32 protein-coding genes are annotated in these 25943 nt (G+C 62.7%); 18 read left to right on the forward strand and 14 right to left on the reverse strand.

The window, feature by feature from the left end:
- Window positions 1-2 precede the first annotated feature (2 nt).
- The gene (locus ABVN20_RS29515; RefSeq protein ID WP_368559318.1) at window positions 3-770 is read left to right on the forward strand and encodes an ABC transporter ATP-binding protein; all 768 of its coding nucleotides are present in this window, start codon (window positions 3-5) and stop codon (window positions 768-770) included.
- 14 nt (window positions 771-784) lie between these two features.
- The gene (locus ABVN20_RS29520) at window positions 785-2221 is read left to right on the forward strand and encodes an FAD/NAD(P)-binding protein (RefSeq protein WP_368559320.1); all 1437 of its coding nucleotides are present in this window, start codon (window positions 785-787) and stop codon (window positions 2219-2221) included.
- 60 nt (window positions 2222-2281) lie between these two features.
- Here the strand turns inward: ABVN20_RS29520 and ABVN20_RS29525 are convergent, their stop codons facing one another.
- The 4 genes from ABVN20_RS29525 to ppnN all read right to left on the reverse strand — a co-directional run bounded on the left by ABVN20_RS29525 (window position 2282) and on the right by ppnN (window position 5519).
- Window positions 2282-2503: a hypothetical protein gene (locus tag ABVN20_RS29525; protein ID WP_368559321.1), complete on the reverse strand. Its 222-nt coding sequence runs from the start codon at window positions 2501-2503 to the stop codon at window positions 2282-2284.
- Between the two features lie 274 nt (window positions 2504-2777).
- Complete coding sequence (locus ABVN20_RS29530) at window positions 2778-3074, reverse strand: hypothetical protein (RefSeq protein WP_368559323.1); 297 nt, start codon at window positions 3072-3074, stop codon at window positions 2778-2780.
- A 177-nt stretch (window positions 3075-3251) separates the two neighbouring features.
- A complete protein-coding gene (locus tag ABVN20_RS29535; protein ID WP_368559324.1) occupies window positions 3252-3986 on the reverse strand; it encodes a response regulator in 735 nt (244 codons plus the stop codon).
- A gap of 159 nt (window positions 3987-4145) precedes the next feature.
- Complete coding sequence (gene ppnN, locus ABVN20_RS29540; RefSeq protein ID WP_368559326.1) at window positions 4146-5519, reverse strand: nucleotide 5'-monophosphate nucleosidase PpnN; 1374 nt, start codon at window positions 5517-5519, stop codon at window positions 4146-4148.
- A gap of 212 nt (window positions 5520-5731) precedes the next feature.
- Here ppnN and ABVN20_RS29545 point away from each other — a divergent pair, with 212 nt between their 5' ends.
- Window positions 5732-6259: a DUF3087 family protein gene (locus tag ABVN20_RS29545; RefSeq protein ID WP_368559327.1), complete on the forward strand. Its 528-nt coding sequence runs from the start codon at window positions 5732-5734 to the stop codon at window positions 6257-6259.
- A 72-nt stretch (window positions 6260-6331) separates the two neighbouring features.
- Window positions 6332-7909 (forward strand): diguanylate cyclase, encoded by a 1578-nt coding sequence (locus ABVN20_RS29550; protein ID WP_368559328.1) that lies wholly within the window; start codon window positions 6332-6334, stop codon window positions 7907-7909.
- 3 nt (window positions 7910-7912) lie between these two features.
- Here ABVN20_RS29550 and ABVN20_RS29555 read toward each other — a convergent pair whose 3' ends face one another.
- Window positions 7913-8284, reverse strand: a complete 372-nt coding sequence (locus ABVN20_RS29555) for a DUF2784 domain-containing protein (protein WP_368559329.1) — start codon at window positions 8282-8284, stop codon at window positions 7913-7915.
- Window positions 8285-8289: 5 nt separating this feature from the next.
- A complete protein-coding gene (locus ABVN20_RS29560) occupies window positions 8290-9234 on the reverse strand; it encodes a GGDEF domain-containing protein (protein WP_368559331.1) in 945 nt (314 codons plus the stop codon).
- Between the two features lie 153 nt (window positions 9235-9387).
- Between ABVN20_RS29560 and ABVN20_RS29565 the strand changes: the two genes are divergently transcribed.
- The 3 genes from ABVN20_RS29565 to ABVN20_RS29575 all read left to right on the forward strand — a co-directional run bounded on the left by ABVN20_RS29565 (window position 9388) and on the right by ABVN20_RS29575 (window position 10618).
- A complete protein-coding gene (locus tag ABVN20_RS29565; RefSeq protein ID WP_368559332.1) occupies window positions 9388-10086 on the forward strand; it encodes an AzlC family ABC transporter permease in 699 nt (232 codons plus the stop codon).
- Window positions 10086-10397, forward strand: coding sequence for an AzlD domain-containing protein (locus ABVN20_RS29570; protein ID WP_368559437.1), 312 nt, complete (start codon window positions 10086-10088; stop codon window positions 10395-10397). Before ABVN20_RS29565 ends, ABVN20_RS29570 begins: the two co-directional genes overlap by 1 nt.
- Before the next feature lie 65 nt (window positions 10398-10462).
- On the forward strand, window positions 10463-10618 hold the full coding sequence (locus ABVN20_RS29575) for a hypothetical protein (RefSeq protein ID WP_368559333.1): 156 nt from the start codon (window positions 10463-10465) through the stop codon (window positions 10616-10618).
- A 161-nt stretch (window positions 10619-10779) separates the two neighbouring features.
- Here the strand turns inward: ABVN20_RS29575 and ABVN20_RS29580 are convergent, their stop codons facing one another.
- The 4 genes from ABVN20_RS29580 to ABVN20_RS29595 form a co-directional block, all read right to left on the reverse strand.
- Window positions 10780-11052 carry a hypothetical protein gene (locus ABVN20_RS29580; protein ID WP_368559334.1) on the reverse strand — a complete coding sequence of 91 codons (273 nt, stop codon included), beginning with the start codon at window positions 11050-11052 and terminating at the stop codon, window positions 10780-10782.
- Between the two features lie 292 nt (window positions 11053-11344).
- Window positions 11345-12058 carry an ABC transporter ATP-binding protein gene (locus ABVN20_RS29585; RefSeq protein ID WP_368559336.1) on the reverse strand — a complete coding sequence of 238 codons (714 nt, stop codon included), beginning with the start codon at window positions 12056-12058 and terminating at the stop codon, window positions 11345-11347.
- A 3-nt stretch (window positions 12059-12061) separates the two neighbouring features.
- The gene (locus tag ABVN20_RS29590) at window positions 12062-12898 is read right to left on the reverse strand and encodes an ABC transporter permease (RefSeq protein ID WP_368559337.1); all 837 of its coding nucleotides are present in this window, start codon (window positions 12896-12898) and stop codon (window positions 12062-12064) included.
- 57 nt (window positions 12899-12955) lie between these two features.
- Window positions 12956-13942 carry an aliphatic sulfonate ABC transporter substrate-binding protein gene (locus tag ABVN20_RS29595; protein ID WP_368559338.1) on the reverse strand — a complete coding sequence of 329 codons (987 nt, stop codon included), beginning with the start codon at window positions 13940-13942 and terminating at the stop codon, window positions 12956-12958.
- Window positions 13943-14220: 278 nt separating this feature from the next.
- On the opposite strand from ABVN20_RS29595, the gene ABVN20_RS29600 reads away from it, so the two are divergent.
- A complete protein-coding gene (locus tag ABVN20_RS29600; protein WP_368559339.1) occupies window positions 14221-15120 on the forward strand; it encodes a polysaccharide deacetylase family protein in 900 nt (299 codons plus the stop codon).
- Window positions 15121-15122: 2 nt separating this feature from the next.
- On the opposite strand, the gene ABVN20_RS29605 is transcribed toward ABVN20_RS29600, so the two are convergent.
- Window positions 15123-16007 (reverse strand): LysR family transcriptional regulator, encoded by an 885-nt coding sequence (locus tag ABVN20_RS29605; RefSeq protein ID WP_368559340.1) that lies wholly within the window; start codon window positions 16005-16007, stop codon window positions 15123-15125.
- A 128-nt stretch (window positions 16008-16135) separates the two neighbouring features.
- Here ABVN20_RS29605 and ABVN20_RS29610 point away from each other — a divergent pair, with 128 nt between their 5' ends.
- The 8 genes from ABVN20_RS29610 to ABVN20_RS29645 all read left to right on the forward strand — a co-directional run bounded on the left by ABVN20_RS29610 (window position 16136) and on the right by ABVN20_RS29645 (window position 23741).
- On the forward strand, window positions 16136-17275 hold the full coding sequence (locus ABVN20_RS29610) for a muconate cycloisomerase family protein (RefSeq protein WP_368559341.1): 1140 nt from the start codon (window positions 16136-16138) through the stop codon (window positions 17273-17275).
- A 10-nt stretch (window positions 17276-17285) separates the two neighbouring features.
- Complete coding sequence (catC, locus tag ABVN20_RS29615) at window positions 17286-17576, forward strand: muconolactone Delta-isomerase (protein ID WP_368559342.1); 291 nt, start codon at window positions 17286-17288, stop codon at window positions 17574-17576.
- A gap of 51 nt (window positions 17577-17627) precedes the next feature.
- Window positions 17628-18557, forward strand: coding sequence for a catechol 1,2-dioxygenase (catA, locus tag ABVN20_RS29620; RefSeq protein WP_368559343.1), 930 nt, complete (start codon window positions 17628-17630; stop codon window positions 18555-18557).
- A gap of 184 nt (window positions 18558-18741) precedes the next feature.
- Window positions 18742-19698, forward strand: a complete 957-nt coding sequence (locus ABVN20_RS29625) for an AraC family transcriptional regulator (protein ID WP_368559344.1) — start codon at window positions 18742-18744, stop codon at window positions 19696-19698.
- Between the two features lie 109 nt (window positions 19699-19807).
- The gene (gene benA, locus ABVN20_RS29630; protein WP_368559345.1) at window positions 19808-21172 is read left to right on the forward strand and encodes a benzoate 1,2-dioxygenase large subunit; all 1365 of its coding nucleotides are present in this window, start codon (window positions 19808-19810) and stop codon (window positions 21170-21172) included.
- Window positions 21169-21657, forward strand: a complete 489-nt coding sequence (benB, locus tag ABVN20_RS29635; RefSeq protein WP_368559346.1) for a benzoate 1,2-dioxygenase small subunit — start codon at window positions 21169-21171, stop codon at window positions 21655-21657. Before benA ends, benB begins: the two co-directional genes overlap by 4 nt.
- A 10-nt stretch (window positions 21658-21667) precedes the next feature.
- Window positions 21668-22681: a benzoate 1,2-dioxygenase electron transfer component BenC gene (gene benC / locus ABVN20_RS29640; protein WP_368559347.1), complete on the forward strand. Its 1014-nt coding sequence runs from the start codon at window positions 21668-21670 to the stop codon at window positions 22679-22681.
- A gap of 286 nt (window positions 22682-22967) precedes the next feature.
- Window positions 22968-23741 (forward strand): 1,6-dihydroxycyclohexa-2,4-diene-1-carboxylate dehydrogenase, encoded by a 774-nt coding sequence (locus ABVN20_RS29645; protein ID WP_368559348.1) that lies wholly within the window; start codon window positions 22968-22970, stop codon window positions 23739-23741.
- Between the two features lies 1 nt (window position 23742).
- Here ABVN20_RS29645 and ABVN20_RS29650 read toward each other — a convergent pair whose 3' ends face one another.
- Window positions 23743-24105 carry an NUDIX hydrolase gene (locus ABVN20_RS29650; protein ID WP_368559350.1) on the reverse strand — a complete coding sequence of 121 codons (363 nt, stop codon included), beginning with the start codon at window positions 24103-24105 and terminating at the stop codon, window positions 23743-23745.
- Window positions 24106-24326: 221 nt separating this feature from the next.
- On the opposite strand from ABVN20_RS29650, the gene ABVN20_RS29655 reads away from it, so the two are divergent.
- A complete protein-coding gene (locus ABVN20_RS29655; RefSeq protein ID WP_368559351.1) occupies window positions 24327-24509 on the forward strand; it encodes an SPOR domain-containing protein in 183 nt (60 codons plus the stop codon).
- Window positions 24510-24624: 115 nt separating this feature from the next.
- On the opposite strand, the gene ABVN20_RS29660 is transcribed toward ABVN20_RS29655, so the two are convergent.
- Window positions 24625-24870, reverse strand: a complete 246-nt coding sequence (locus ABVN20_RS29660; RefSeq protein WP_368559352.1) for a hypothetical protein — start codon at window positions 24868-24870, stop codon at window positions 24625-24627.
- A 90-nt stretch (window positions 24871-24960) separates the two neighbouring features.
- Here ABVN20_RS29660 and ABVN20_RS29665 point away from each other — a divergent pair, with 90 nt between their 5' ends.
- Window positions 24961-25296 carry a hypothetical protein gene (locus tag ABVN20_RS29665; protein ID WP_368559353.1) on the forward strand — a complete coding sequence of 112 codons (336 nt, stop codon included), beginning with the start codon at window positions 24961-24963 and terminating at the stop codon, window positions 25294-25296.
- A 3-nt stretch (window positions 25297-25299) separates the two neighbouring features.
- On the opposite strand, the gene ABVN20_RS29670 is transcribed toward ABVN20_RS29665, so the two are convergent.
- Window positions 25300-25851, reverse strand: coding sequence for an Rrf2 family transcriptional regulator (locus ABVN20_RS29670; RefSeq protein WP_368559354.1), 552 nt, complete (start codon window positions 25849-25851; stop codon window positions 25300-25302).
- Window positions 25852-25943 lie beyond the last annotated feature (92 nt).

The raw sequence follows: 25943 nt of genomic DNA on the forward strand, positions 1-25943 counted from the left end.
CCATGAGCCAGGCTGCCAGCGAAACCGCCGTCGATGAGCTGCTGCGGGTCGACGATATCGAGGTCATCTACGACGGTGCGATCCTCGCCGTGGCCGGGGTGTCGCTGAAGGTGCCCAAGGGCGGCATCGTCGCGTTGCTCGGGGCCAACGGCGCGGGCAAAAGCACCACGCTCAAGGCCATTTCCGGGCTGGTGCGGGCCGAACGGGCGCAGGTCAGTCGTGGCGCCATCCACTTTCTCGGGCAGGACACTGCGGGCATCGACCCCAGCCACCGGGTACGGCAGGGCATGGTGCACGTGCTGGAGGGGCGGCACGTGTTCCCCCAGCTCAGCGTCGAGGACAACCTGCGCAGTGGCGGCTTTGTCCGCGGCCTGAGCCGTCAGGACCTGGCGGCGGACCTCGAGCGTATCTACGCCTGGTTCCCGCGCCTGAAAACCAAACGCAAGACCGCGGCGGGGCTGACCTCCGGCGGCGAGCAGCAGATGGTCGCCATCGGTCGGGCGCTGATGACACGTCCTACTTTGGTACTGCTCGACGAACCTTCCATGGGTTTGGCGCCTATTATCGTCCAGGAGATCTTCGAGATCGTTGCCCAGCTCAACCGCGAGGCGCAGGTGAGCTTCCTGATCGCCGAGCAGAACATCAACGTGGCGCTCAAGTACGCGCAACAGGCCTACGTGCTCGACACCGGCCGCGTGGTGCTGGCCGGCAGCAGCGAGGCGTTACTGGCACGGGGGGACCTGCATGACTTTTACCTGGGCAAACACTGAACACAGGGAGCGCCATGACTGACATCCAAAGCGGACAGGCGACAGCCGCCATCCGCCACGCAGACATCCTGATCATCGGCGGCGGCCTCAGCGGTGCGATGCTGGCGGCGCAATTGTTGCGCCTGCCGGGCCGGCGCTCGCTATTGGTGATCGAGCCGCGTGCCGAACTGGGGCGGGGCGAGGCCTACAGTGCGGTCGAACTGGGCCACACGCTCAATGGCAACGCCGCGCGGATGAGCATCGACCCGGACAACGCCGACGACCTGACTCAATGGCTGACCGACTACATCGCCGCGGGCGGTTGGCCCGAATCCGACGAACAGCACGTGCCGGTCAGCGAGCTGTTTCCACCGCGGGGGATATTCGGCCTGTACGTGCAACAGCGCCTGGCCGAGGCGCAGGCGATTGGTGCCACCCAGGGCTCGACCGTCGAGCATGTGCGGGCCGAAGTGGTTGACCTGCAAACCGTCGATGACGCGGTGCAACTGCACCTCAGCGACGGGCAACGTTTGCAGGGCGCTTATGCAGTGTTGGCCACGGGCATGTTCCCGGCCGCCCGCACGCCGCAGACCGAATCCAGCGGCCTCAACGCCGCCGCCCTCGACCCCTGGGACGTGGCGGCGATGCGTCAGCTGGACCCGCAGTCGACGGTGCTGATCATCGGCTCCGGCCTGACCATGGTCGACGCCGTGGTGTCGCTGGAACAGGCCGGCCATCGCGGGCCCATCGAAGTGTTTTCCCGTCATGGCCTGCTGCCCCACGTGCGAAGGCAACCGCCGGCCTGGGTGGACTTTCTCGCCGAAGACCACAGCCTGCGCACGCCGCGGCAACTGCTGCGCGAACTGCGCCGGCACTGCCGCGACGCCATCGCCCAGGGCATCGACTGGCAGGCGCCGCTGGATACCGTGCGTGCGCACATTGGCCGGTTGTGGCACCAGGCCACGGATGTGCAGCGCCGGCAGTTCGTGCGCCACGTGCGGCCCTGGTGGGAAAGCCATCACCATCGCTCGCCACCGCTGAGCGCCGAGCTGGTGGCGCGCTTGCACGCCGAAGGGCGATTGCGTACCCAGGCGGCTTCCTACCTGGGGCTGGAGCCAGCGCTTGGGGCCGGGCTGGGCATTCGCATCCGCCGTCGCGGCCAGGCGCACACCGAGGTGGTGCAGGGCGCGGCGCTGATCAACTCCAGTGGCATCGAATACGACTGGCGACGGGTGGCGCGACCGTTGCCCCGGCAATTGCTGGCCCGCGGGTTGATCCAGCCGGGACCGTTGGCGCTGGGCATCGCTGCGGCGGTTGATGGCGCGGTGCTGGATGCCGAGGGCAGGGTGGCGCAACGGCTGTTCGCCATGGGCCCGCCCTTGCGCGGCATGTGGTGGGAGAGCACGGCGGTGACGGATGTGGCGCTACAGGCCAAAGCCCTGGCGGCGCGGTTGTTCGCAGCGGGAGCCTGAAATAAACAAACCCCGCGGGAGACGGATCTCCCCGGGGTTCAGGCTGAACAAAGCGGCAACTCAGTAACGCTGATACTTCGAACCGAACTCAGGACGGTTTTCCGCGACGTAGAGCTTGCTGGCCTGGGTGTCTTTCGAATCGACCTTCACGGTGTTCACATTCAGGGTGGCCGGTTGGCTGACTTCAGCTGCGGCAATCATTTGTTTCTTGTGCGGTGCGGCCATGGCCGAAGTGGCGCCGAAGATCGAAAGTGCAAGACCGAGTGCGATGATGCTTTTCATGATGTTGCTCCAGAAGAGTGGGGAGAAGATGGGTTCACTCTATGGCTGGGGCCGGAAAATGAAAAAGCATGCCGGGGCATAGTCGTTATCGAAGTCATTAATGCGGATTTCGTGATCGCCACCCCCCTGTAGGAGCGAGCTTGCTCGCGATGGACGCAGGAACACCGCAGGGTGTCAGGTTTGCCGCGTCATCGTTGACCACCATCGCGACGGTTCGACGCCTCGACAAGCTCGCTCCTACAGAAGAGGCCGTAATAGGCTCTGATTCCAGCGTTCAACCCGCTTGACCGACATGGATTCGCGCAACTTCCGCCTCATCCATCTCCCGCCAGTCGCCGGGCAGGATGCCGTAATCGGCTTCGGCCGCTTCCATGGCTTCCTCCGGGCTGAACATCAAGTGGTCGCCTTCACTCTGGAGTGTTTCGTAGTCCAGGAAGCGAATCTCCAGATAATACGGGCCTTCAAGGCCGTCTCCGACTTCCAGGCCATACAACACGATTGACGTGATACCTGGCCTATAGGCGAGGGCTTTCCTGGTATGAGCGAACAGGAAACGCGGGAGTGCGACCATGGTGTCAGTCTCGTGTGGCGTTTAACGGGTGGAGCTGTAGGAGCGAGCTTGCTCGCGATGGGTTAGAGAACACTGCGGGGTGTCAGGTTTTTCGCGTCATCGTTGACGACCATCGCGAGCAAGCTCGCTCCTACAGGGGATGGGCGATTTGATGGGGATTGAGGGGCCGGCCGCCCGTCACTCGCTCAACATCTCCACCGGGTACGAAAACACATAGCCCTCGTTGCGCACGGTCTTGATGTAGGTCGATTCCCGCGAATCGTCCATCAGGCGCTGGCGCAGGCGGCTGACCAGCAGGTCGATGGAGCGGTCGAACAGGTCGGCGTCACGGCCCTGGGTGAGGTTGAGCAGTTGGTCGCGGCTGAGTACCCGTTGCGGGTGGTCGAGGAACACGCGCAGCAGGCGGTACTCGGCGCCGCTCAGGGCGACCATGGTGTCGTCTTCGTCCAGCAGGTGGCGGGCGGTGGTGTCCAGGCGCCAGCGGCCGAAACCCAGCAGGCGGCCGCTTTCGGTGATCAAAAGGTTGGGCGGCAGCATGCGGGTGCGGCGCAGCACGGCGTTGATCCGCGCCAGCAGTTCGCGGGCGGCGAAGGGTTTGGTCAGGTAGTCGTCGGCGCCCATTTCCAGGCCGAGGATGCGGTCGGTTTCATCGTTGCGGGCGGTCAGCATGAGGATAGGCGTGGCCTTGTGCTTGCCCGAGCGCAACTCGCGGCACAGCACCAGGCCATCGTCGCCCGGCATCATCAGGTCGAGCACAATCAGGTCCACCTGATTGGTCTCCAGGAAGCTGCGCATCTGCCGCCCATCGGCGACCACTGTGGTGCGCAGGCCGTTCTTCTTCAGGTAATTGCCGACGAGTTCGCGGATTTCGCGGTCATCGTCGACGATCAGGATGTGGTTTACGTGGTCCATCAAGCGATCCCTGTTGTTCGTTGTTCGCAGGCCCTGTAGGAGCGAGCTTGCTCGCGATGTGGTGTATCAGACACCCAAGTATGGGCTGACACACCGCATCGTCGGAACGCCGCCCGGAGCAAGCTCGCTCCTACAGGAATTGCGTATGCCTCTTCTAGATCAAGCCACCACCCGATAACACGGCACATACGCCGCGCCGCCCGGCAGTTTCATGCGGTGCTGGGCGACGAAGGCCTTGAGCAGTTGGTCCAGTGGCTGCATGACCTCGGCATCGCCTCGGATCTGGTAGGGCCCGTGTTCCTCGATCAGGCGGATGCCGTTGTCCTTGACGTTGCCGGCGACGATGCCGGAGAACGCGCGGCGCAGGTTGGCGGCCAGTTCGTGGGGCGGCAGGCTGCGGCTGAGTTTCAGGTTGGCCATGTTTTCATGGGTCGGGTCGAACGGGCGCTGGAAGCCCTCGTCGATCTTCAACAACCAGTTGAAGTGGAACGCGTCATTGCGCTCGCGGCGGAACTGTTTCACCGCTTTCAGCCCGGCGGTCATGCGCCGCGCCACTTCGGCCGGGTCGTCGATGATGATTTCGTAGTGTTTCTTCGCCGCATCGCCCAGGGTGGCGCCGACGAAGGCGTCCAGTTGTTCCAGGTACGGCGCCGCGTGCTTGGGCCCGGTGAGGACGACCGGGAAGGGCAGGCCCTCGTTGTCCGGGTGCATCAGGATGCCGAGCAGATACAGGAATTCTTCGGCCGTGCCCGCACCGCCCGGGAAGATGATGATGCCGTGGCCCACGCGCACGAAGGCTTCCAGGCGTTTTTCGATGTCAGGCAGGATCACCAGTTCGTTGACGATCGGGTTGGGTGCTTCGGCGGCGATGATGCCCGGCTCGGTCAAGCCCAGGTAACGGCCGCCGTGGATGCGCTGTTTGGCGTGGGCGATGGTCGCGCCTTTCATCGGGCCTTTCATCACGCCCGGACCGCAGCCGGTGCAGATATCTAGGCTGCGCAGGCCCAGTTCATGGCCGACTTTCTTGGTGTATTTGTATTCTTCGGTGTTGATCGAGTGGCCGCCCCAGCACACCACGATCTTCGGCTCGACGCCGGGGCGCAGGGTGCGGGCGTTGCGCAGCAGGTGGAAGACGTAGTCGCTGATGCCCTGGGAGGAGCTGAGGTCGATGCGCTGGGCATCCAGTTCGTTTTCGGTGTAGACGATGTCGCGCAGGGCGCTGAAGAGCATTTCCCGGGTGCTGGCGATCATTTCGCCATCAACGAAAGCATCGGCCGGTGCGTTCAGCAGCTCCAGGCGCACACCGCGGTCCTGCTGGTGAATGCGGATTTCGAAGTCCTTGTAGGCTTCGAGGATGGTCTTGGCGTTGTCGACATGGGCGCCGGTGTTGAGGATGGCCAGGGCGCATTGGCGGAAGAGGGCGTAGGTGCTGCCGGAACCGGCTTCGCTCAGTTGATGCACTTCACGTTGGGAAAGGGTTTCAAGGCTGCCTTTGGGGCTGACCGAGGCATTGATTACTTGTCTTTGGGCCATGCAAAAATCCTTAAAACGATGTCACCCGCCTGGGGCGCCTGACATCCGAATAGTCTGTACTCACAAAAGAAGATGGCACGAACTGCGTTGTATCGCCACGTTGCCCTTTGACGATGAAAAGATGAAAAGGAGCCCCAGCATAGCTAAATCCGTCGCAGAGGCGATAATGCCCCGCAGACTTTTTGCCAATGGCCTTGAGGAACCCTGTCCCGATGTTCGAAATCCAGCCGCAGAACCCGGAAATCTATCGCAGTCAGACGCGTCGCAGCACGATCATCATCGCCCTGATTTTCATCGCCCTGGCGATGCTCCTGTCGACGGCGGCAGTGGCGTTGTTCGGCGAGCCGGGCGGTGACAATTTGCGCTTCAATGTCGGCGGCGTGTTCGTCGCGGTGCTGGCCATGGCGGCGCTGATGCGCAGCGTCCTCTGGAGCCAGCCGTGGATGGCGCCTGCCGTCTATGGCTGGCAGCTCAAGCGCAGCCTGATGAGCGTGACCAATGTCATGCACAAGGTGACGGCGGCGGTGGCGAAAGACGATCCGAGCGCAATCAAGCTGCTGCGCTTCTATCATCTGGGACTGAACCAGATGCACCAGCTCGATGGCAACTCCAGTGATCACAGCCAACTGATCCGGGAAATGGACGCGCACAAGGCGCGGATGGACGCGCTGGGCATCGACACGCAGCAGACGCAATTGAACCCGGCATGGCTCGAGGCGGTCAAGCAGACTGCGGCGTAGCCGCCTTGTGCCAGAGCGATTATAAAAAGGCGAACGGGAGCAATCGCCATTTATCCAGATAAAGGGAGCGTCATGGGTCATCCGTCCGATGAAGAGCGCATTGAACCTGCCGGTGCCGGCACGCTGTCGACTGCCCGATCGGCCGGGGCCCGGCTCAAGGTCCGGTCTGCGGTGACCCTGCTGGTCGCCGTGTGCCTGTCCATGATCGTCATGGTCATCTGGGAGATCTGGAGTTCGCGCCAGTACCACCTGCGCGACAAGGAAGTGGCCATGTCCAACCTTGCGCAGACCTTGGCGTCGCAGGCGCAGGCGACGATCAAGCAGGCGGATACCTTGCTGTTCACCCTGGTGGAGCGTCTGGAATACGAACGCCTGGAGCCCGACCAGTTGACTCACCTGGAGCGCCTGCTCAGTGCCCAGCGCAGTGAGCTGCCGCAGTTGCACGGCCTGTTCGTGTATGACGAATTCGGGCGCTGGGTGGCCAATTCCAACGGCGCCGTCATGCCGGATGCGAACAACGCCGATCGCGAATATTTCATCTTCCATCGCGACCACCCCGACCGTGGGCCGCACATCGGACCGTCGATCAAAAGCCGCTCCAGCGGTGAATGGATCATGACCGTGTCGCGCCGGATCAACCACGCCGACGGCAGTTTCGCCGGGGTCGCGCTGGCGACGATTTACCTGAATTATTTCCTCTCCCTGTACGACAGCATCGACATGGGCCGCAATGGCGTCATCAACCTGATCGCCGACGATGCCAGCATTGTCGTGCGTCGGCCGTTCAACGCCGGGGAAGTCGGCAGCAGCATTGCCAATGGCCCGCTGTTCCAGGACCTGCTGCCCACCGGTGATTTCGGCACGGCCACGGTGCGATCCGTGGTCGATGGTGTGGAGCGGGTGGTCGGGTTTCGGCGGGTCGATGACTACCCACTGATCGTGTTCGCGGCGCTCGACAAGCACGAAGTCCTGAGCGCCTGGCGCGACGCGGCGCTCCACAGTGTCGGCATCGTCGCATTGCTGTTGGGTTTCGTCGGCGCGCTGGGTTTTCGCCTGATCGGCCTCATGAGGCGGCAGAACCGCGTGCAGAATGATTTGCTGGAGGCCCAGGACAAGCTCCTGGAGGTCAACCGTGGCCTGAAGTCGCTGGCGATGGAGGACGCACTCACCGGGTTGTCCAACCGTCGGCAATTCGATTTGTTCATCCACACGGAAATGGACCGTGCTCGCCGCAGTCAGGCCAGCCTCGCGCTGTTGCTGATTGATATTGATCAGTTCAAGCGTTTCAACGAGCAATATGGCCATGTGGCGGGTGACGAATGCCTGCGCCGCATCAGTGCGGTCATCACGCAGAACCTCAGGCTCCCCACGGACCTGGCCGCCCGCTATGGCGGCGAAGAGTTTGCCGTGGTGTTGCCGGGCACCGACTATGTCGGCGCGTTTCTCCTGGGGGAAACCATTCGGCGTGCGGTGCAGCAACTCGCTATCGGTCACGCTGACGGGGTCGAGGATGTGGTGACGGTCAGTCTCGGCGTCGCCGCCTTCGACCCGGCCTCCCAGACCCAGCCCGATGACCTGATGAGCGCGGCAGACAAGGCGCTGCACGTGGCCAAGGCCAGCGGTCGGAACATGAGCGTCATCGCCAACTAGGCTTCAACGGTTACCGGCTTTCCAGCGCTGGTACAGGCGAGCGTAGACCGCCAGGTTGATCGCCAGCACCACGGCACCCAAGCCAAGCTGCACGCTCGGGGTCAGCCCGGCGGGGTAGATCACCGGCCAGATGTAATGCTCGATGAAACCCCCGCCATAGCCGGTCTGCCCGGCCGCGTGGCGCATGCGGTTTTCCCAGTCGGTCAGCGGGCAGATCAAGTGGAACATTTCCACCGCCACTCCCCACGCCGCTGCCGGCAGGTGCAGCAGGGCCAGGCGCGGCCACTTGAGCACCAGCAACCCGCCCAACAGCACAAACACGATGAACAGCAGGTGAAACAGCAGCAGCGCGTCGGCAGCGAGGCGAAACAGCATGCCGATTAACCGCCGGAGCCAGGCGCGCCGAAATCGGCAAATTCAGCCCGATTGCGCCCCTGGTGCTTGGCCTTGTACAGCAGTTTGTCTACCTGTTCGACGAACGCCAGCGCCGTTTCCTGCAACGGCGCGGTGGTCGTGCCGACGCCCAGGCTCAGGCTGAGCACGGCCGACACGGCGGAAAATTCATGGGCGATCTGCTGCTGGCGGATCAGATGCAGGCACTTGTTCGCCACTCGCCTGGCCGATTCGGCATCGGTTTCCGGCAGCAGCCAGATGAACTCTTCGCCGCCGATCCGCGCGATGAAGTCCCGTGGCCGGTTGGCGGCCAGTGACAGGGTCTTGGCCACCTGGCGCAGGCATTCGTCGCCCTTGATGTGGCCGTAGTGGTCGTTGTACTGCTTGAAATAGTCGATATCCAGAATGATCAGTGACAACGCCAGCCCGGTGCGCTGGGCGTGGGCCCACTCGCGTTCGAGCACGGTGTCGAACATGCGCCGGTTGGCGATGCCGGTCAGGCCGTCCTGAAAGGAGTATTCCTCGAGTTGCTTTTGCAGGCGCAGCAGGTGTTCTTCGGTTTTCTTGCGCTCGCTGATGTCGAACATGAAACCGACCAGCGCCTCCACTTCGCCGTCCTTGCGCACCACGTGCACGACATCGCGAATCCACACGTAATCGCCGGTGCTGGTCAACGCCCGGTAATCGGCTTCGTGGTCCACCCCGGCACGCGATTGCGAGACACAGAACTCGACCACGTAGTTGCGATCGTCGGGGTGCATGCGCTCGACCCAGTCATCGACCGACACCCAGCTGTCCTGCTGCCAGCCCAGCAGGCTTTCGATCTGCGGGCCAATGTAGCTGAAGGTCATGGTGTTCCAGTCGATACGCCACGGGATGGCCTTGGTCGATTCAAGCAGGGTACGGTAAACGTCACTGTCGATTGCACTCATGGCGGGCTCCATGGAAAAGGGCGGTGCCATGTTGCCATTACGCGGGTGAATCCAGCCAGTACCCGATGAGTGGCAAATATGCGCAAGATTGTTCAAGCCATCGGCGCGGGTTGCTGGCACAGTCTGGAGTCTTTCCCCCGGTTGCAGAGCGTTATGTCCAATTCACACCTGCCACGCAGCGCCTTCTTGCGTGGCGCCGTGGCGATCATGCCGTTGTCCCTGGCCACCGCGCCCTGGGGGCTGCTGGCCGGCTCCATGGCCATCGAAGCCAATCTCACCCCCCTGCAAGGCCAGGGCCTGTCGAGCATCGTGTTCGCCGGGGCGGCGCAACTGGTCGCCATTGGCATGCTCAAGGGCGGGGCCGGGGTGTTTTCCATCCTGCTGACCACGTTGCTGCTGACTTCGCAGCATCTGTTGTACGGCATGAGCATGCGCTCGGTGATCTCACCGTTGCCGGGGCGCTGGCGCGTGGGCCTGGGCTTTCTGCTCACCGACGAGTTGTTCGCCCTGACCAGCCAGCACGACAAACAGCAGTTCGACCGCTGGTACGCCTTGGGCGTGGGCCTGACGTTCTACATCGCCTGGAACCTCTTCACCCTCGCCGGCATCGTGCTGGGCAGCAGCATTCCGGGGCTGGAGCACCTGGGGCTGGATTTCTCCATCGCCGCCACTTTCATTGCGCTGATCACGCCGGTGGTACGCAACGTGCCGACGGTGGTCTGCGTGGCGGTGTCGCTGTTCTGCTCGGTGCTGTTCAGTTATTGGCAGTGGGGTTCGGCGCTGGTGCTGTCGGGCCTGGCCGGCATGACTGCGGGTTTTGTCTGCAATAAATTCCAGGGGGCACGCGCATGATGGTCTGGGCAGTGATTTTCGGCATGGGCATCCTGGTATTCCTCAACCGCTACGTGTTCCTCGAACCGCGCCTGCCGTTGCGCCTGAGCAGCAATGCCCGGCAGTTTCTCGGCTTCGCCGTGCCCGGCATGCTCACGGCCATCTGCGGGCCGATCGTGTTCATGCCCGACAAGCAGCTGAACCTGCAATGGGACAACCCCTACCTGCTCAGCTCGCTGGTGGCTGTGGGGCTGGTGCTTTACACGCGCAACACCTTGCTGAGCATGCTGTTGAGCATGGGCTTTTTCTTTTTGCTGCGTTGGTTGCTGTAAATCAGGGAAAGCGAATCTGTTCTACGCTTAAAGTTGATGACCGATCACTTGGGAGGGAGGTGAACATGGCGACTGAACGCAAGGATTCGACGCTGGATGAAGAGGTTGACGAGCCTTCCGAGGAAGAGCTTGAGCGTGAGCGGCACCAGATTCAGGACTGGAAAAAAGATCGCGGTCGAGAGCTCTCTGATCTCGATGAAGAGCGGCCGTTGAAGCCTTGATGGGCTGAATCTACCTGCACATGCCCTCCTGTGGGAGCGAGCCTGCTCGCGATGGCGTAGCAACATTCAACATCAATGTTGACTGACACTCAGCCATCGCGAGCAGGCTCGCTCCCACAAGGGGTAATGCCAACAGGGGTCAATGCCCAGAGGCGGTAACGTCAAACGTCGTCCAGTTGCACCACATCCGGATGCGCCGCGCGATAGCCCAGCATCCTGTCGATCCAGGCATTCAACTCGTTAACCCTTACCCGGTGCCCGCCCGGGTAGCGTTTGAGCGTTAAACGCAGGGTTTTGTCGATCTCTGCAACTGCATGCAGGTTTCGGGTCTTTATGTATTGTTCGATAAAACAGTCAAGTCGATAGAGTTCGGTCTGGGAACGATAAACGCACTCCAGACCGACGACTTGATCCATTGAAAAATCGTCGCTCATTCAATTCTCTGCAAGGCTTGATGTAGAAGGGATTTCCTTATTTTTTGACTCTGCGGTCATCTGGCGACTGCCAGTGGAAATGGTCGCGCATGTTAGTTGTAGTTGTCGGTAATGTATCTACGATGTCTGGATTGTCTGACAGGCGGTTAAACGTTTGCGGGGGTATTTCTGCAAGAGTGTTTCTTTAATGAAACACTCTTTTCGAAGTTGAGAAAGTTGATCTTTGCAGGCGACTGTTAAATCTGACTGTCTGAGCGGCGATATTGACAAGTTGCCCACTCGACACGCCGTCTTAAATGACATGCGCCCGCTGCAACTCGGTCAGTGACCGGGCCTTGAGTTGTGCCAGCAACGGGTCGCGGCGGTCACGGGGATGGGCCAGTTGCACACCCAGCTCCTGGCGAATGCTGCTGGGGCGGTTGTCCATGACCAGCACCCGATCGCTCAGGTACAGCGCTTCATCGACATCATGGGTCACCAGCAGCAGGGCGATGGCGTGGTGCTCGGCCAGTTGCAGCAACAGGTCCTGCAACTTCATGCGGGTGAAGGCATCCACCGCGCTGAAGGGTTCGTCGAGCAGCAGCACGTCGGGCCGCGAGTACAAGCCACGGGCGATGGCCACCCGTTGCGCCATGCCACCCGACAGCGCCTTGGGCAAGGCGTCGGCAAAACCGCTCAAGCCCACCTCGTCGATCAATTGGTGGACCCAGGCCTTGTCGTAGTGGCCATCGGCACTGAAGCCGATGTTCTGCTCCACGGTCAGCCATGGCATCAGCCGCGGTTCCTGGAACACGAAGGCAACTTCGCCGGCGTTGCTGCGCAGTTCACCGTGGAAGTCCTTTTCCAGCCCGGCGATGATGCGTAGCAGGGTACTTTTGCCGCAGCCGCTGGGGCCCAGCAGGCTCACGGTCTCGCGGGGTTGCAGTTGCAAGTGGATGTTTTGCAGCACGGTGGTGGTGGCGAAGGTCTTGCGTTCGACGCGTATGTCCAGCAGGTGTTCGGTCATGGTTCAGTCCTCTGCCCGGTGGCCGTTGAAGGTGTCGCGCCAGGTCAGCAGGCGTTGCTCGAGGGCGGCCAGCAGGCCGTCGCTGAGTTTGCCCAGCAGCGCCAGCACGATGATCGCCGCGAGCACGATGTCCGGGCGCGAGGTTTCGCGACCGTCGCTGAGCAGGTAGCCCAGGCCACGGGTGGCGGCGATCAGTTCGGCCGCCACCAGGAACATCCACGCCAGGCTCAGGCCACTGCGCAAGCCGGTGAACAGGCCGGGCAGGGCGGCGGGCAAGAGGATGCGGCGGACCAGGCGCAGGTGGCTGAAACCGTACATCTGCCCGACTTCCACCAGCTTGCGGTCGATGTTGCGGATCGCCGCGACACCATTGAGGTACACCGGGAAGAAGGCACCGATGGCGATCAGGACGATCTTCGAGGTCTCGTCGATGCCCAGCCACAACAGCAGCAGCGGCACCCAGGCCAGGCTCGGGATCGAGCGCAGGCCGGCGAAGGTCGGTTCCAGCCAGGCTTCGGCCTCGCGGCTCAGGCCCACCCAGGCGGCGAACACCAGGGCCAGGCTGGCGCCGATGGCAAAGCCCAGCAGCACGCGCGCCAGGCTGGCGCTGATGTGCTTCCACAGCGGGCCTTCAGCCAGATCGCCCAGGGTCAGGGCGATTTCACTGGGGGCCGGCATCTGGTAGGACGGCAGCCAGCCGATGCGGACGATGAATTCCAGCACCAGCAGGATCAGCACCGGCAGGGCCAGGCCCTTGAGGCGCAGGCGCCAGGCGTTGCTCAAGGCCAGCGTGGTGCCGCGAGGGGTGGGCAGTTCCAGGGTTTTACTTTTACTGGTCATTGGCTTCTCCGGTGACGACGAATCCGCGCCGGGCGCGGATTCGGTCTTGGGCGATATTTACTGGCGAGCCACGGTCTGCCTGGAACCGGTGTCGATCAACTGGTCGATGACCTGATCGACATTCACCCCACGGCGCACCAGCTCTTCGGACACCAGGATCGGCGCGGCGGCCTTGGAGGCGAGCACGTCCTTGGCGGTCAGGTGCGGGTTGGCGAGGTCGGTACGCGACAGTTGCAGCTTGGCCACGTCCAGCGGCAGGCCGGATTCGCTGGCGAGCAGTTTGGCCAGCTCATCCGGGTTTTTCACCGACCACTCACGGGCCTGTTCGTAGGCCTTGAGCACCGTTTCGATGGCCTGCGGGTGCTCTTTTGCATAACGCTCGGTCACGCTGACCACGCCGTAGCTGTTGAAATCGGTGTTGCGGTACAGCAGGCGCGAACCGGCTTGCACTTCGCTGGCGGCCATGTGCGGGTCGAGGCCGGCCCAGGCGTCCACATCACCTTTTTCCAGGGCGGTGCGGCCGTCCGGGTGCTGCAGGTGCACCAGTTCCACGTCGTCTTTTTTCAGGCCGGCCTGTTGCAGGGCGCGTAGGGTGAACAGGTACGGGTCGGTGCCCTTGGTGGCGGCGATTTTCTTGCCCTTGAGGTCGGCGACGGTCTGGTAGGGCGAGTCCTTGCGCACCACCAGGGCGGTCCATTCGGCGCGGCTGTAGACGTACACCGATTTGATCGGGCTGCCATTGGCGCGGCTGAGCACGGCGGCCAGGCTGGCCGAGGAAGCGAAGTCGACGCCGCCGCTGTTGAGGTATTCCAGCGAGCGGTTGCTGCCCTGGCTCAACACCCAGGTGACCTTGCTCTGGGGCAGGGCCTTTTCCAGGTAGCCCAGATGCTTGAGCGCCAGGCTCACCGGCGAATAATAGGCGTAGTCCAGGCGCACTTCCGCGGGTGGCGTTTCGGCGGCCTGCGCTACGGGTTGCAGGCTGAATAGCAGGGCACAGGCGCTCAGTAGCGACCTGACGAGGGGGAAACGGAAGGTGGAATGCATCGCGATGGCTCCTGGCTTTATATTTCTGAAAGTTTGTTTTGTGTGAAATTTCCTGTCTGAATGGAATATTGCAGGCGCTGTGCCATGTCGGCGCAACCCACGCTGGCAGGGCGTTGGCGGCCATTTTCCGGGGGAAGTGATGTTGCCGGGCGAACACCGTGTCGAGCTGCTGTTGCTGGGGCAACAGTTGCGGCGGGCAGCAGCGGAACCAAAGCCCGTGTACCCTGATCCAACCGCGCGCCGTCCACCCGTGCGGTCCCAAGGTCTGGAAGCCATCAATGAAACCGCTGTCGAAAATTCTCTGCCTATTCGCCATTGCCGTCGGGCTGGCCGGGTGCATTGCCGCCCCCATCGAAATGACCCCGCAAACCGAACAGCATCTGCGTGAACAGGCGCCGATCCGCTTTCTGCTGACCTTCGACGATGGCCCCAGTGCCTCGAGCTTCTGGAACCCGAGCATGACCGTGCTCGACAGCCTGGCCAGCAACCCGGTGCAGCCCAACCTCAAGGCGGTGTTTTTCGTGCAGACTGGCGCGCCACGGGCCGGCGACAGCGACATCGGCCGCGAGGTGATGCGCCGCGAACACGCCGAGGGGCAGATCCTCGGTTTCCACACCGCCACCCACTGGCACACCAATCACCGCTCCCTGAGCCCCGAGGAGCTGGAACAGTCACTGAGCAAGGGCAGTGCCGACATTGCCGCGATCACCGGCGCGGCGCCGACCCTGGTGCGCCCGCCATTCTGGAACTACGACAAACGGGTATTCGCCGCCTATCAGCGTCACGGCCTCAGTGTGTTGCTGACCGACCTGAGCGCCAATGACGGCAAGATCTGGGGCTTCAATGCCAGCCCGCGGCGGCGCGCGCATTTCCTGCGCTCGATGTCCGAAGTGCGCGAGCGCATCGCCCTGGGTGAGTTGCCGACCGTCGATGGAGTGATCCCGGTGGTGGTGACCTTCCACGACCTCAATCGCTACAGCGCCCGGCACGCCCGCGAGTACCTGCAAATCCTCCTCGACAGCGCCCAGGCGACCGGCGTCAAGGTGGACGCCAAGCCGTTCTACGACGATCAGGCGCAGTTACAGCGGGCGGCCATGGCCCGCACCGTGCGGGACAGCTCACAGGCGGTGAAGTTGCCGGGGATCTGGAACTGGATCTGGGACAGCGACAGCCATTGAGGTCAGCGCGCCGGTTGTAGCTGCTCGATCATCCGCAGGCAGTGATTCAAGCCCGGCGACACATCACCGACGCGGCGGCTGAGGATGATCGGCGAGGTCGCGTTGTCTTCCAGCAGCGGCGTGAAGCCGATGTCGTCGCGGTGCAGCAGTTGCACCGAGGCGGGCACCAGGGTCACGCCGATGCCCGCACCCACCAGGCCGATGGCGGTTTGCAGTTCGTTGGTCCATTGCGCCACGTGGATGCTCACGCCCTGGGATTCGAACAGCGCAATGACATGGTCGGCGTAACTGGGGCGCGGATTGCCGGGGTAGAGCACGAAGGGCTCCTTGGCCAGCTCGCGCAGGCTGATGGGCGCGGCCAGCAGCGGATGGCCGGCGGGCAGGGCAGCGACCAGGCGGTCTTCGGTGAGGACGGTCTGGATGATCGCCGGGTCGTCGATGCGGATACGCCCGAAGCCGATGTCGATGCGCCCGGCCTTGAGCGCCTGCACCTGTTGCAGGGTGGTCATTTCCGACAAGCCGAGTTCCAGCTCCAGCGGTTCGCCGCTGCGCAGGCGGCGGATCAGCTCGGGTAATACGCCGTACAGGGTCGACGGCGCAAAACCGATGCCCAGCCAGGTCTTTTCCCCCAGGCCAATGCGCCGTGTGTTGTCGCAGACCTTGGCCAGTTGTTCGAGCAGCGCCGTTGAGTGTTCGTGGAAAAACCGCCCGGCGTCGGTCAGCTTCAGCGGTCGGCCACGTTCGAGCAGCAACACGCCCAACTCGTCTTCCAGTTGCTGGATCTGCCGGCTCAACGGCGGCTGGGCGATGTGCAACAGCTCGGCGGCGCGGGTGAAGTTGAGCGTTTGGGCCAGCACCTGGAAATAGCGCAGGTGACGCAGTTCCATGGGACCTCCGGAGGAATGTGTTTGGGCATACCTATAAGGTATCAAGCCAGACCAATTCTATATTGGCCTCAGGAAAAAAGCCGTACCAGAATCGGTTCCAGAACTTTAAGAACCTGACGGGTATTGAAATGCTTTTATCTGCCATTGAGTCGATCGAGACGATCATCGTCGACCTGCCGACCATCCGCCCGCACAAGCTGGCCATGCACACCATGCAGAACCAGACCCTGGTGATCATCCGCGTGCGTTGCGCCGACGGCATCGAAGGCATCGGCGAGTCCACCACCATCGGTGGCCTGGCCTACGGCAACGAAAGCCCGGACAGCATCAAGACCAACATCGACACACATTTCGCACCGTTGTTGATTGGCCAGGACAGCGCCAACGTCAACGCGGCGATGTTGCGCCTGGAGCGCAGCATCCGTGGCAATACCTTCGCCAAGTCCGGCATCGAAACCGCGCTGCTCGACGCCCAGGGCAAACGCCTGGGCCTGCCGGTCAGCGAGCTGCTCGGTGGCCGCGTGCGTGACGCGCTGCCGGTGGCCTGGACCCTGGCCAGCGGCGACACCGCCAAGGACATCGCCGAAGCCGAGAAAATGCTCGACCTGCGCCGCCACCGCATCTTCAAGCTGAAAATCGGTGCCGGTGAAGTCAACCGCGACCTGGCCCACGTCATCGCCATCAAGAAGGCCCTGGGCGACCGCGCCAGCGTGCGCGTCGACGTCAACCAGGCCTGGGACGAAGCAGTGGCGCTGCGCGCTTGCCGGGTGCTGGGCAGCAACGGCATCGACCTGATCGAGCAGCCGATCTCGCGCAACAACCGCGCCGGCATGGCCCGTCTCAACGCCGTGAGCCCGGCACCGATCATGGCCGACGAGTCCATCGAGTGCGTGGAAGATGCCTTCAACCTGGCCCGCGAAGGCGCGGCCTCGGTGTTCGCCCTGAAAATCGCCAAGAACGGTGGCCCGCGTGCTGTGTTGCGCACCGCAGCCATCGCCGAATCGGCCGGCATCGCCCTGTACGGCGGCACCATGCTCGAAGGTGGCCTGGGCACCGTGGCCTCGGCCCATGCCTTCGTCACCCTGAACAAACTGGCGTGGGACACCGAACTGTTCGGCCCGCTGCTGCTGACCGAAGACATTCTCAGTGAACCGCTGGTGTACCGCGATTTCGAGCTGCACGTGCCGAAGACGCCGGGTCTGGGCCTGAGCCTGGATGAAGAACGCCTGGCGTTTTTCCGCCGCGACAAGACCATTCATTCAGCCTGAGGAGAGCATTATGCTGTTCCACGTAAAGATGACCGTGAATCTGCCGGTCGACATGAACCCCGAAGCGGCCGCCAAACTCAAGGCCGACGAAAAGGCCCTGGCCCAGCGCCTGCAAGAGCAGGGCAAGTGGCGCCACCTGTGGCGTATCGCCGGCCATTACGCCAACTACAGCGTGTTCGATGTCGACAGCGTCCAGGAACTGCATGATCTGTTGATGCAATTGCCGCTGTTCCCGTACATGGCCATCGAAGTCGATGCGTTGTGCCGCCATCCTTCTTCGATTCGTGACGACGACCGCTGAGCCCAGCCTGCTCAGCCAGCTACGCCCATAATTACAAGATGAGGAACCCCCATGAACGTCAAGATTTCCCACACTGCCCACGCCCAGAAATTTCTCGAAGACGCCAGCGGCCTGCTCAATGACGCCGGCAACCCGCGGGTCAAGGCGCTGATCTATCGTATCCTGCGCGACTCGGTGAACATCATCGAAGACCTCGCCGTGACCCCGGAAGAATTCTGGAAAGCGGTCAACTACCTCAACGTGCTGGGTGCACGCCAGGAAGCCGGGCTGGTGGTGGCCGGGCTGGGCCTGGAACATTACCTGGACATGCTGATGGACGCCGAAGACGAGCAGGCCGGCAAGTCCGGCGGCACCCCGCGCACCATCGAAGGCCCGCTGTACGTGGCCGGTGCGCCGCTGTCCGAGGGTGAGGCGCGCCTGGACGATGGCGTCGATCCGGGGGTGACCCTGTTCATGCAGGGCCGGGTGTTCAACACCGCCGGCGAACCGCTGGCCGGCGCGGTCGTCGACGTCTGGCACGCCAACACTGGCGGCACTTACTCGTACTTCGACACCACGCAATCGGAATTCAACCTGCGTCGCCGTATCGTCACCGATGCCGAGGGTCGTTATCGTTTCCGCAGCATCGTGCCGTCGGGCTACGGCTGCCCGCCGGACGGTCCGACCCAGCAACTGCTCGACCAGTTGGGCCGCCACGGCCAGCGCCCGGCGCACATTCACTTCTTCATTTCGGCGCCGGACCATCGCCACCTGACTACCCAGATCAACCTCGATGGCGACCAGTACCTGCACGACGATTTCGCCTACGCCACCCGCGACGAGCTGATCGCACAGATCACCTTCAGCGAAGACCCGGCGCGGGCAGCGGCGCACGGCGTCAGCGGGCGGTTTGCCGAGATCGACTTCGACTTCACCCTGCAATCCTCGGCGCAACCGCAAGAGCAGCAGCGGCATGAGCGGGTGCGTGCCCTCGAAGATTGATGGTGTAGCTGATGGTCTCATCGCGGGCAAGCCCGCTCCTACAGTGGACCGGTGTGAACACGGAACGCCCCTGTAGGAGCGGGCTTGCCCGCGATGAGGCCATATCAGCCACCGATCAGCCCACTGACACACCACCACCCCCATTGCCCTAGAATCAACCCCATAACAACAACCAGAGTGCCCGATGATGCAAGCGCAACTACTCAGTCAGCGCAGCGCCGTGTTCGACCATGCCGACCCGTACGCGGTGTCCGGCTACGTCAACCAGCACGTCGGCAACCATTGCATCCTCATGCCCCGCAGCGGGCGGCCGCTGGCCAATCTCAACCACCGCAAATTCGCCAGCCTGGACCTGTGCCGCATCAGCTACGGCGCCAGTGTGCGGGTCACCTCCGGCGCGCTCGACAGCGTCTATCACCTGCAAGTGCTGTTGCGGGGCAACTGCCTGTGGCGCGGTCACGGCCAGGAGCATTATTTCGCCCCGGGCGAGCTGCTGTTGATCAACCCCGACGACCCGGTGGACCTGACGTACTCCGACGACTGCGAAAAATTCATCCTCAAAGTGCCGACCGCGCTGCTCGAATCGGTGTGCGACGAGCAGCGCTGGCGGTATCCGGGGCAGGGCGTGCGGTTCGTCGAGAACCGCTACCAGCTCGACACACTGGAAGGGTTTGTCGGCCTGCTGGCGATGATCTGCCAGGAAGCCGAAGCCAGCCAGCCGATGCCCAGGGTGCAAGAGCACTACGCGCAGATCATCGTCAGCAAGATGCTTGGCCTGATGCGCACCAACGTCAGCCGCGGCGACATCGACGCCCACACCGCCAGCTTCGACGCCATCGCCGACTACATCGCCCGGCACTTGAAGCACGACCTCGACAGCGAAGCGCTGGCACGCCAGGCGCACATGAGCGTGCGTTCGCTGTACGGCCTGTTCGAGCGCAACGCCGCCACCACGCCGAAAAACTACATCCGCCAAATGCGCCTGGAGCGCATCCACGCCTGCCTGAGTGACCCGACCTGCAACGTGCGCAACGTCACCGAAGTGGCGATGGACTACGGCTTCCTGCACCTGGGCCGGTTCGCCGACAGCTACCGCAAACAGTTCGGCGAATTGCCGTCCGACACCCTCAAGCGCCGTTGAACAACGACCCTGCACAAAACGGATAAAGGTCTGCACCCCGCGGATAGTCCACCCCATTGCCCCGTCCTAGCATGACCCTGCCTGAACAATAACAATGGAGGCGGCGGCCATGACCCTGCGACCCGAATACCTTCACGCCTTGCTGGAAGACGACCCCGAACAAGGCGTTTATCGCTGCAAGCGCGAGATGTTCACCGACCCGCGCCTGTTCGACCTGGAGATGCAGCACATCTTCGAAGGCAACTGGCTGTACCTGGCGCACGAAAGCCAGATCCCCAACGTCAACGATTTCTACACCACCACGATGGGGCGCCAGTCGATCTTCATCGCGCGCAACAAGGACGGGGTGCTCAATGCCTTCATCAACGCCTGCAGCCATCGCGGCGCGACCCTGTGCCGGCACAAGTCCGGCAACAAAAGCTCCTACACCTGCCCGTTCCACGGCTGGACGTTCAACAACTCCGGCAAGCTGCTCAAGGTCAAGGACCCGGCCAACGCCGGCTACCCGTCGAGCTTCAACTGCGAAGGCTCCCACGACCTGACCCGCGTCGCGCGTTTCGAATCCTACCGGGGCTTCCTGTTCGGCAGCCTCAAGGCCGATGTGCCACCGCTGGTGGAGCACCTCGGTGAGTCGGCGAAGATCATCGACATGATCGTCGACCAGTCCGCCGATGGCCTGGAAGTGCTGCGCGGCTCCTCCAGCTACATCTACGAAGGCAACTGGAAACTCACCGCGGAGAACGGCGCCGACGGTTACCACGTCAGCTCCGTGCACTGGAACTACGCCGCCACCCAGAACCAGCGCAAGCAGCGCGAGGCCGGCGACAGCAACCCGACCATGAGCGCCGGCAGCTGGGCCAAGCAGGGTGGCGGTTTCTACTCCTTCGACAAGGGCCACATGCTGCTCTGGACCCGTTGGGCCAACCCCGAGGATCGCCCGCTGTACGAGCGTCGCGATGAGCTGGCGCAAGACTTCGGCCAGGCGCGCGCCGACTGGATGATCGAGAACTCGCGCAACCTGTGCCTGTACCCCAACGTGTACCTGATGGACCAGTTCAGCTCGCAGATCCGCATCGCCCGGCCGATCTCGGTGGACCGCACGGAAATCACCATCTACTGCATCGCGCCCAAGGGCGAGAGCGACCATGCCCGGGCCAGCCGCATTCGTCAGTACGAGGACTTCTTCAACGTCAGCGGCATGGCCACGCCGGACGATCTGGAAGAATTCCGCTCCTGCCAGACCAGCTACCAGGGCAGCGTCACCACCTGGAACGACATGTCTCGTGGCGCGGAACACTGGATCGAAGGCGCCGACGAGGCGGCGAAGGAAATCGACCTGCACCCGCTGCTCAGTGGCGTGCGCACCGAGGACGAAGGACTGTTCGTGCTGCAACACAAATACTGGCAGCAGACCATGCTCAAGGCGTTGGCCGCCGAGCAGTCGCAACGGATCGCCGTGGAGGATGTGCAATGAACATTTCCTACGACAGCGTGCGCGATTTTCTCTACCGCGAAGCCCGTTATCTCGATGATCGGCAATGGGACGAATGGCTGGAACTGTACGCCGCCGACGCAACGTTCTGGATGCCATCCTGGGATGACAACGACGAGTTGACCGAAGACCCGCAGCGGGAAATCTCGCTGATCTGGTACGGCAACCGCACCGGCCTTGAAGACCGCATCTTCCGCATCAAGACCGAGCGCTCCAGCGCCAGCGTGCCGGACACCCGCACCTCGCACAACATCAGCAACATCGAGCTGCTGGAACAGGCCGACGGCCTGTGCAAGGTGCGCTGCAACTGGCACACCCTGAGCTTTCGCTACAAGACCGTCGACAGCTACTTCGGCAGCAGCTTCTACACCCTCGACATGCGCGGCGAAAACCCGCTGATCAGGGCCAAGAAAGTGATCCTGAAGAACGATTACGTTCGCCAGGTCATTGATGTTTATCACTTGTGAGGGCGACGTCATGACTCATTCCATCGCATTGAATTTCGAAGACGGCGTCACCCGTTTCATCGACGCCGCTGCCGGCGAAACCGTGGCCGATGCCGCCTATCGCCAGGGCATCAACATTCCGCTGGACTGCCGCGACGGCGCCTGCGGCACCTGCAAGTGTTTTGCCGAGGCCGGCCGCTATGACCTGGGCGAGGACTACATCGAAGACGCCCTCAGCGCCGAAGAGGCCGAGAAGGGCTTCGTGCTGACCTGCCAGATGCGCGCGCAGAGCGATTGCGTGGTGCGGGTGCCGACGTCTTCCGAGGTCTGCCGCACTCGCCAGGCCAGTTTCGAGGCGACCATCAGCGCCGTGCGCCAGTTGTCCGACAGCACCATCGCTTTGTCGATCAAGGGCGAGGCCCTGAGCAAACTGGCGTTCCTGCCGGGGCAGTACGTGAACCTCGGGGTACCCGGCAGCGAACAGAGCCGCGCCTACTCGTTCAGCTCGTTGCAGCGCGACGGCGAAGTGAGTTTCCTGATCCGCAACGTACCGGGCGGCCTGATGAGCAGCTTCCTCACCGGCATGGCCAAGGCCGGCGACCACATGCGCCTGGCCGGCCCCCTGGGCAGCTTTTACCTGCGCGACATTCGCCGGCCGTTGCTGCTGTTGGCCGGTGGCACGGGCCTGGCGCCGTTCACCGCGATGCTGGAGAAAATCGCCGAGCAGGGCAGTGTTCATCCGTTGCACCTGATCTACGGCGTGACCCACGACTCGGACCTGGTGGAACTCGATCGCCTGCAAGCCTTCGCCGCGCGCATCCCCAACTTCACCTACAGCACCTGCGTGGCCAGCCCCGACAGTGCGCATCCGCTCAAGGGCTACGTGACCCAGCACATCGAACCCGGTCACCTCAATGACGGCGACGTCGACGTCTACCTGTGCGGCCCGCCGCCGATGGTCGAGGCGGTGAGCAAATACATCGGCGAGCAGGGCATCACCCCGGCGAACTTCTACTACGAGAAGTTCGCGGCCAGCGCGGCGTAACTGAACCGCCCCAACCCCCTGTAGGAGCGAGCTTGCTCGCGATGGCGGTGGACCAGCCAACATCAATGTCGCTGACCCACCGCACCCCCTGTAGGAGCGAGCTTGCTCGCGAAAGCGGTGGCCCAGTCAACATCAATGTCGCTGACCCACCGCACCCCCTGTAGGAGCGAGCATGCTCGCGATAGCGGTGGACCAGTCAACATTGATATCGCCTGACCCACCGCTTTCGCGAGCAAGCCCGCTCCCACAGTTGACCGTGTCGAATTTGAAGTTTGTGGGAGTACACATGAACCGTTTCCAAGAAAAAGTCGCGTTGATCACCGGCGCCGCCCAGGGCATCGGTCGCCGGGTCGCCGAACGCATGGCCGCAGAAGGCGCCCGCCTGATCCTGGTGGACCGCTCCGATCTGGTATTCGAGGTGCAACAGCAACTGGCCGCCCGGTGCCAGGTGCTGGCCCTGACCGCCGACCTCGAACAATACGAGGAATGCAGCCGCGTCATGCAAACCGCCGTCGAGCGTTTCGGCCGGCTCGATGTGCTGGTGAACAACGTCGGCGGCACCATCTGGGCCAAGCCGTTCGAGCACTACCAGGCGCCGCAGATCGAGGCCGAGGTGCGGCGTTCGCTGTTCCCCACCCTGTGGTGTTGCCACGCGGCGCTGCCGTTCATGCTGGAGCAGGGCAGCGGGGCGATCGTCAATGTGTCGTCCATCGCCACCCGCAGTGTCAACCGGGTGCCGTACGGCGCGGCGAAGGGCGGAGTCAATGCGTTGACCGCGTGCCTGGCGTTCGAAACCGCCGGGCGCGGGGTGCGGGTCAATGCCACGGCGCCGGGCGGCACCGAAGCGCCGCCACGGGTGATCCCGCGCAACAGCGCCGAGCAAAGCGCGCAGGAAAAGATCTGGTACCAGCAGATCGTCGACCAGACCCTGGACAGCAGCCTGATGAAGCGTTACGGCTCGTTGGATGAACAGGCGGGGGCGATTCTGTTTCTGGCCAGTGACGAGGCGTCGTATATCACCGGCGTGACCCTGCCGGTCGGCGGCGGCGATCTCGGGTGAATTACAGGCGCCGCTGGAACGCCTTGACGATTTTCAGCGTGGCCTCGCTGGTGTCCAGGTTCTGCACGGCGTTCAGCGGGTACCACTGGCAGTCGAAGATTTCATTCAGTGGGCGCGCTTCATCCAAGTTCAACACCGACGCCTCGAACACGTGGTGTCGGGTGTTGCCGGCTTCGAGCTGCATCATGTACAGCACATCATCGACGGCCAGGCCGGTTTCTTCCTGCAGTTCACGCGCGGCCGCCCCGGCGTGGGTCTCGCCACACTCGACCTTTCCACCGGGCAGGGTCCAGCGACTCCTGGGCTTGCGCACCAGAAGAATGTGCTGATCCCGCTCGCAAATGACGGTTGCGCGTACTTTCATGTGTTACCTGATAGCCCTTAGCCACGTTTTTGTAATAAAAATGCAATATCCAGGCCGAGGCCCGTTTTCCGGGGCTTGTAGGGGTTTTGAGGTGCGCCTTTGCTGAAAAGTGCGATCGAATGTTGGATTTCTGACACGACGTCTGGTCGATAAGGGGGCGGGAACTGGGTGTAAGGTAGGCGGGTCAGTTCAGAAAGACGCGACAGAAACGGAGGTGGCTTATGAGCGTTCCGATGCTGAACAAGATGCACATGAACGGCTATGACGTGGTCAGCGTGAACAACGGCCCTTGGCGGGTCTGTACCCAGTGCGACCGGCTGGGGGCCTTTGACAGCCGGGAAGAGGCGCTGGCGTTTGCGGCGTCGTTGCCGGGGTACAAGGCGCGTTCGAAGAAAAATCAGTGACCCGTGACTCTGTAGGAGCGAGCTTGCTCGCGATGCGACCTATCTGCCGACATACCATTGCCTGACACAACGCATCGCGAGCAAGCTCGCTCCTACAGGTATCAGGTATCAGGTATCAGCCGGCGCTCGGTTTGTTGCGGCTGATTACCTTCGCCTTCACTTCCTCGGCGTACCCCGCCAATCGTTGTTCATCGCCCTGAAACAGGTCACACAGCCGATGCACGGCCTGGGCATCCACGTCGTTGCCGGATTGGCGCAGCTGTTCAGCCAGGCGCAGCAGCTCGACCGCTGACCATCGCAGGTCCGAGGCGATGCTTTGCAAATCCCGCCGCAGTTCGTTTTCGGATTCGTTGAGCCACATGACGATCTCCCAAAAATTCTGGCTACGAAATTTTAGTCCCTATTCCCCTGTCCAAGAGCTACATTTTCTTTTTTCAGATAAGGATGCGCGATGCGGACATTGATGACGGCAATGGTGATGGGGATGTTGGCGGGGTGTTCGTTGCCGGCCTCCGTGGTGCCGGGCGAACCGAACTTCAGCAAATACAGTGCGAAACCGCCCAAGGAGCTGGCTGCCTGCGTTTTACCGGCGTGGCAGAAGGAAGTCTCCAAGACGACACAAACCGGGATCTCCAATGGATACCGGATCACCGCGCCGGGCATGATCAGCGCCGATGAAACGCTGGATATCGTCAAAAACAAGGACGGCAGCCGCGTTTCGCTGTATCAGGGGCCGCCCTGGGCCAAGTCCGGCGCGCTGCGTGAAGCGGTCCGCGACTGCTTGTGATGATCAGTCAGCGACTTCGGTCGCCGCGATGAGCTGAGCGCCGCCGCTCTTTTTGTCACGCCGCTCGTTGAGCCACTCCTCCACCTTGCCATTGAACTCGGCAGGGGATTTGCGTCCCACTCGCCTGGCCAGATCAAGAATGGTCTGCTGGGCGAGGGCTTCTTCCATGCGTTTTTGCGCAGTCAGCATCACGGCATGGATCGAACAGTGGCCTGCCACCGCCCAGTCGGGGGTGCAGCCATCGAAGAGGGCGCAGCGCCCGCGAATCTCTCGGCACTCGAAAATCTGTTTCTGCCCGTCGATGGCCGTGACGATATCCAGCACGCTGATCTCGTCGGAGGGCCGCGCCAGCTTGAACCCGCCTCGTACGCCTTCAGTGGCCTCCACCAGTTTTGCCTTGGCCAGTTTGGTGAAGATCTTCGCCAGATAATCCTGCGGTACGCCTTGCAGTTCCGCCAGGTCGCGCACGCTCGCCTCGCGGGAATCACCGCAATTGCCTACCAGAAAAATCAGGCAATGAATGCCGTACTCAACGCCCGCGCTGTAAAGAGACATAGCAATCTCCGACTAATGTTGTCGTAAATCTTACCAGTCGTACGCCCGGCAGGCAACGCGTGAGGCGACCGGCTGGCTCGTTTAAATCCTCG

This window comes from Pseudomonas sp. MYb118 (genome assembly GCF_040947875.1).
Lineage (GTDB): Bacteria > Pseudomonadota > Gammaproteobacteria > Pseudomonadales > Pseudomonadaceae > Aquipseudomonas.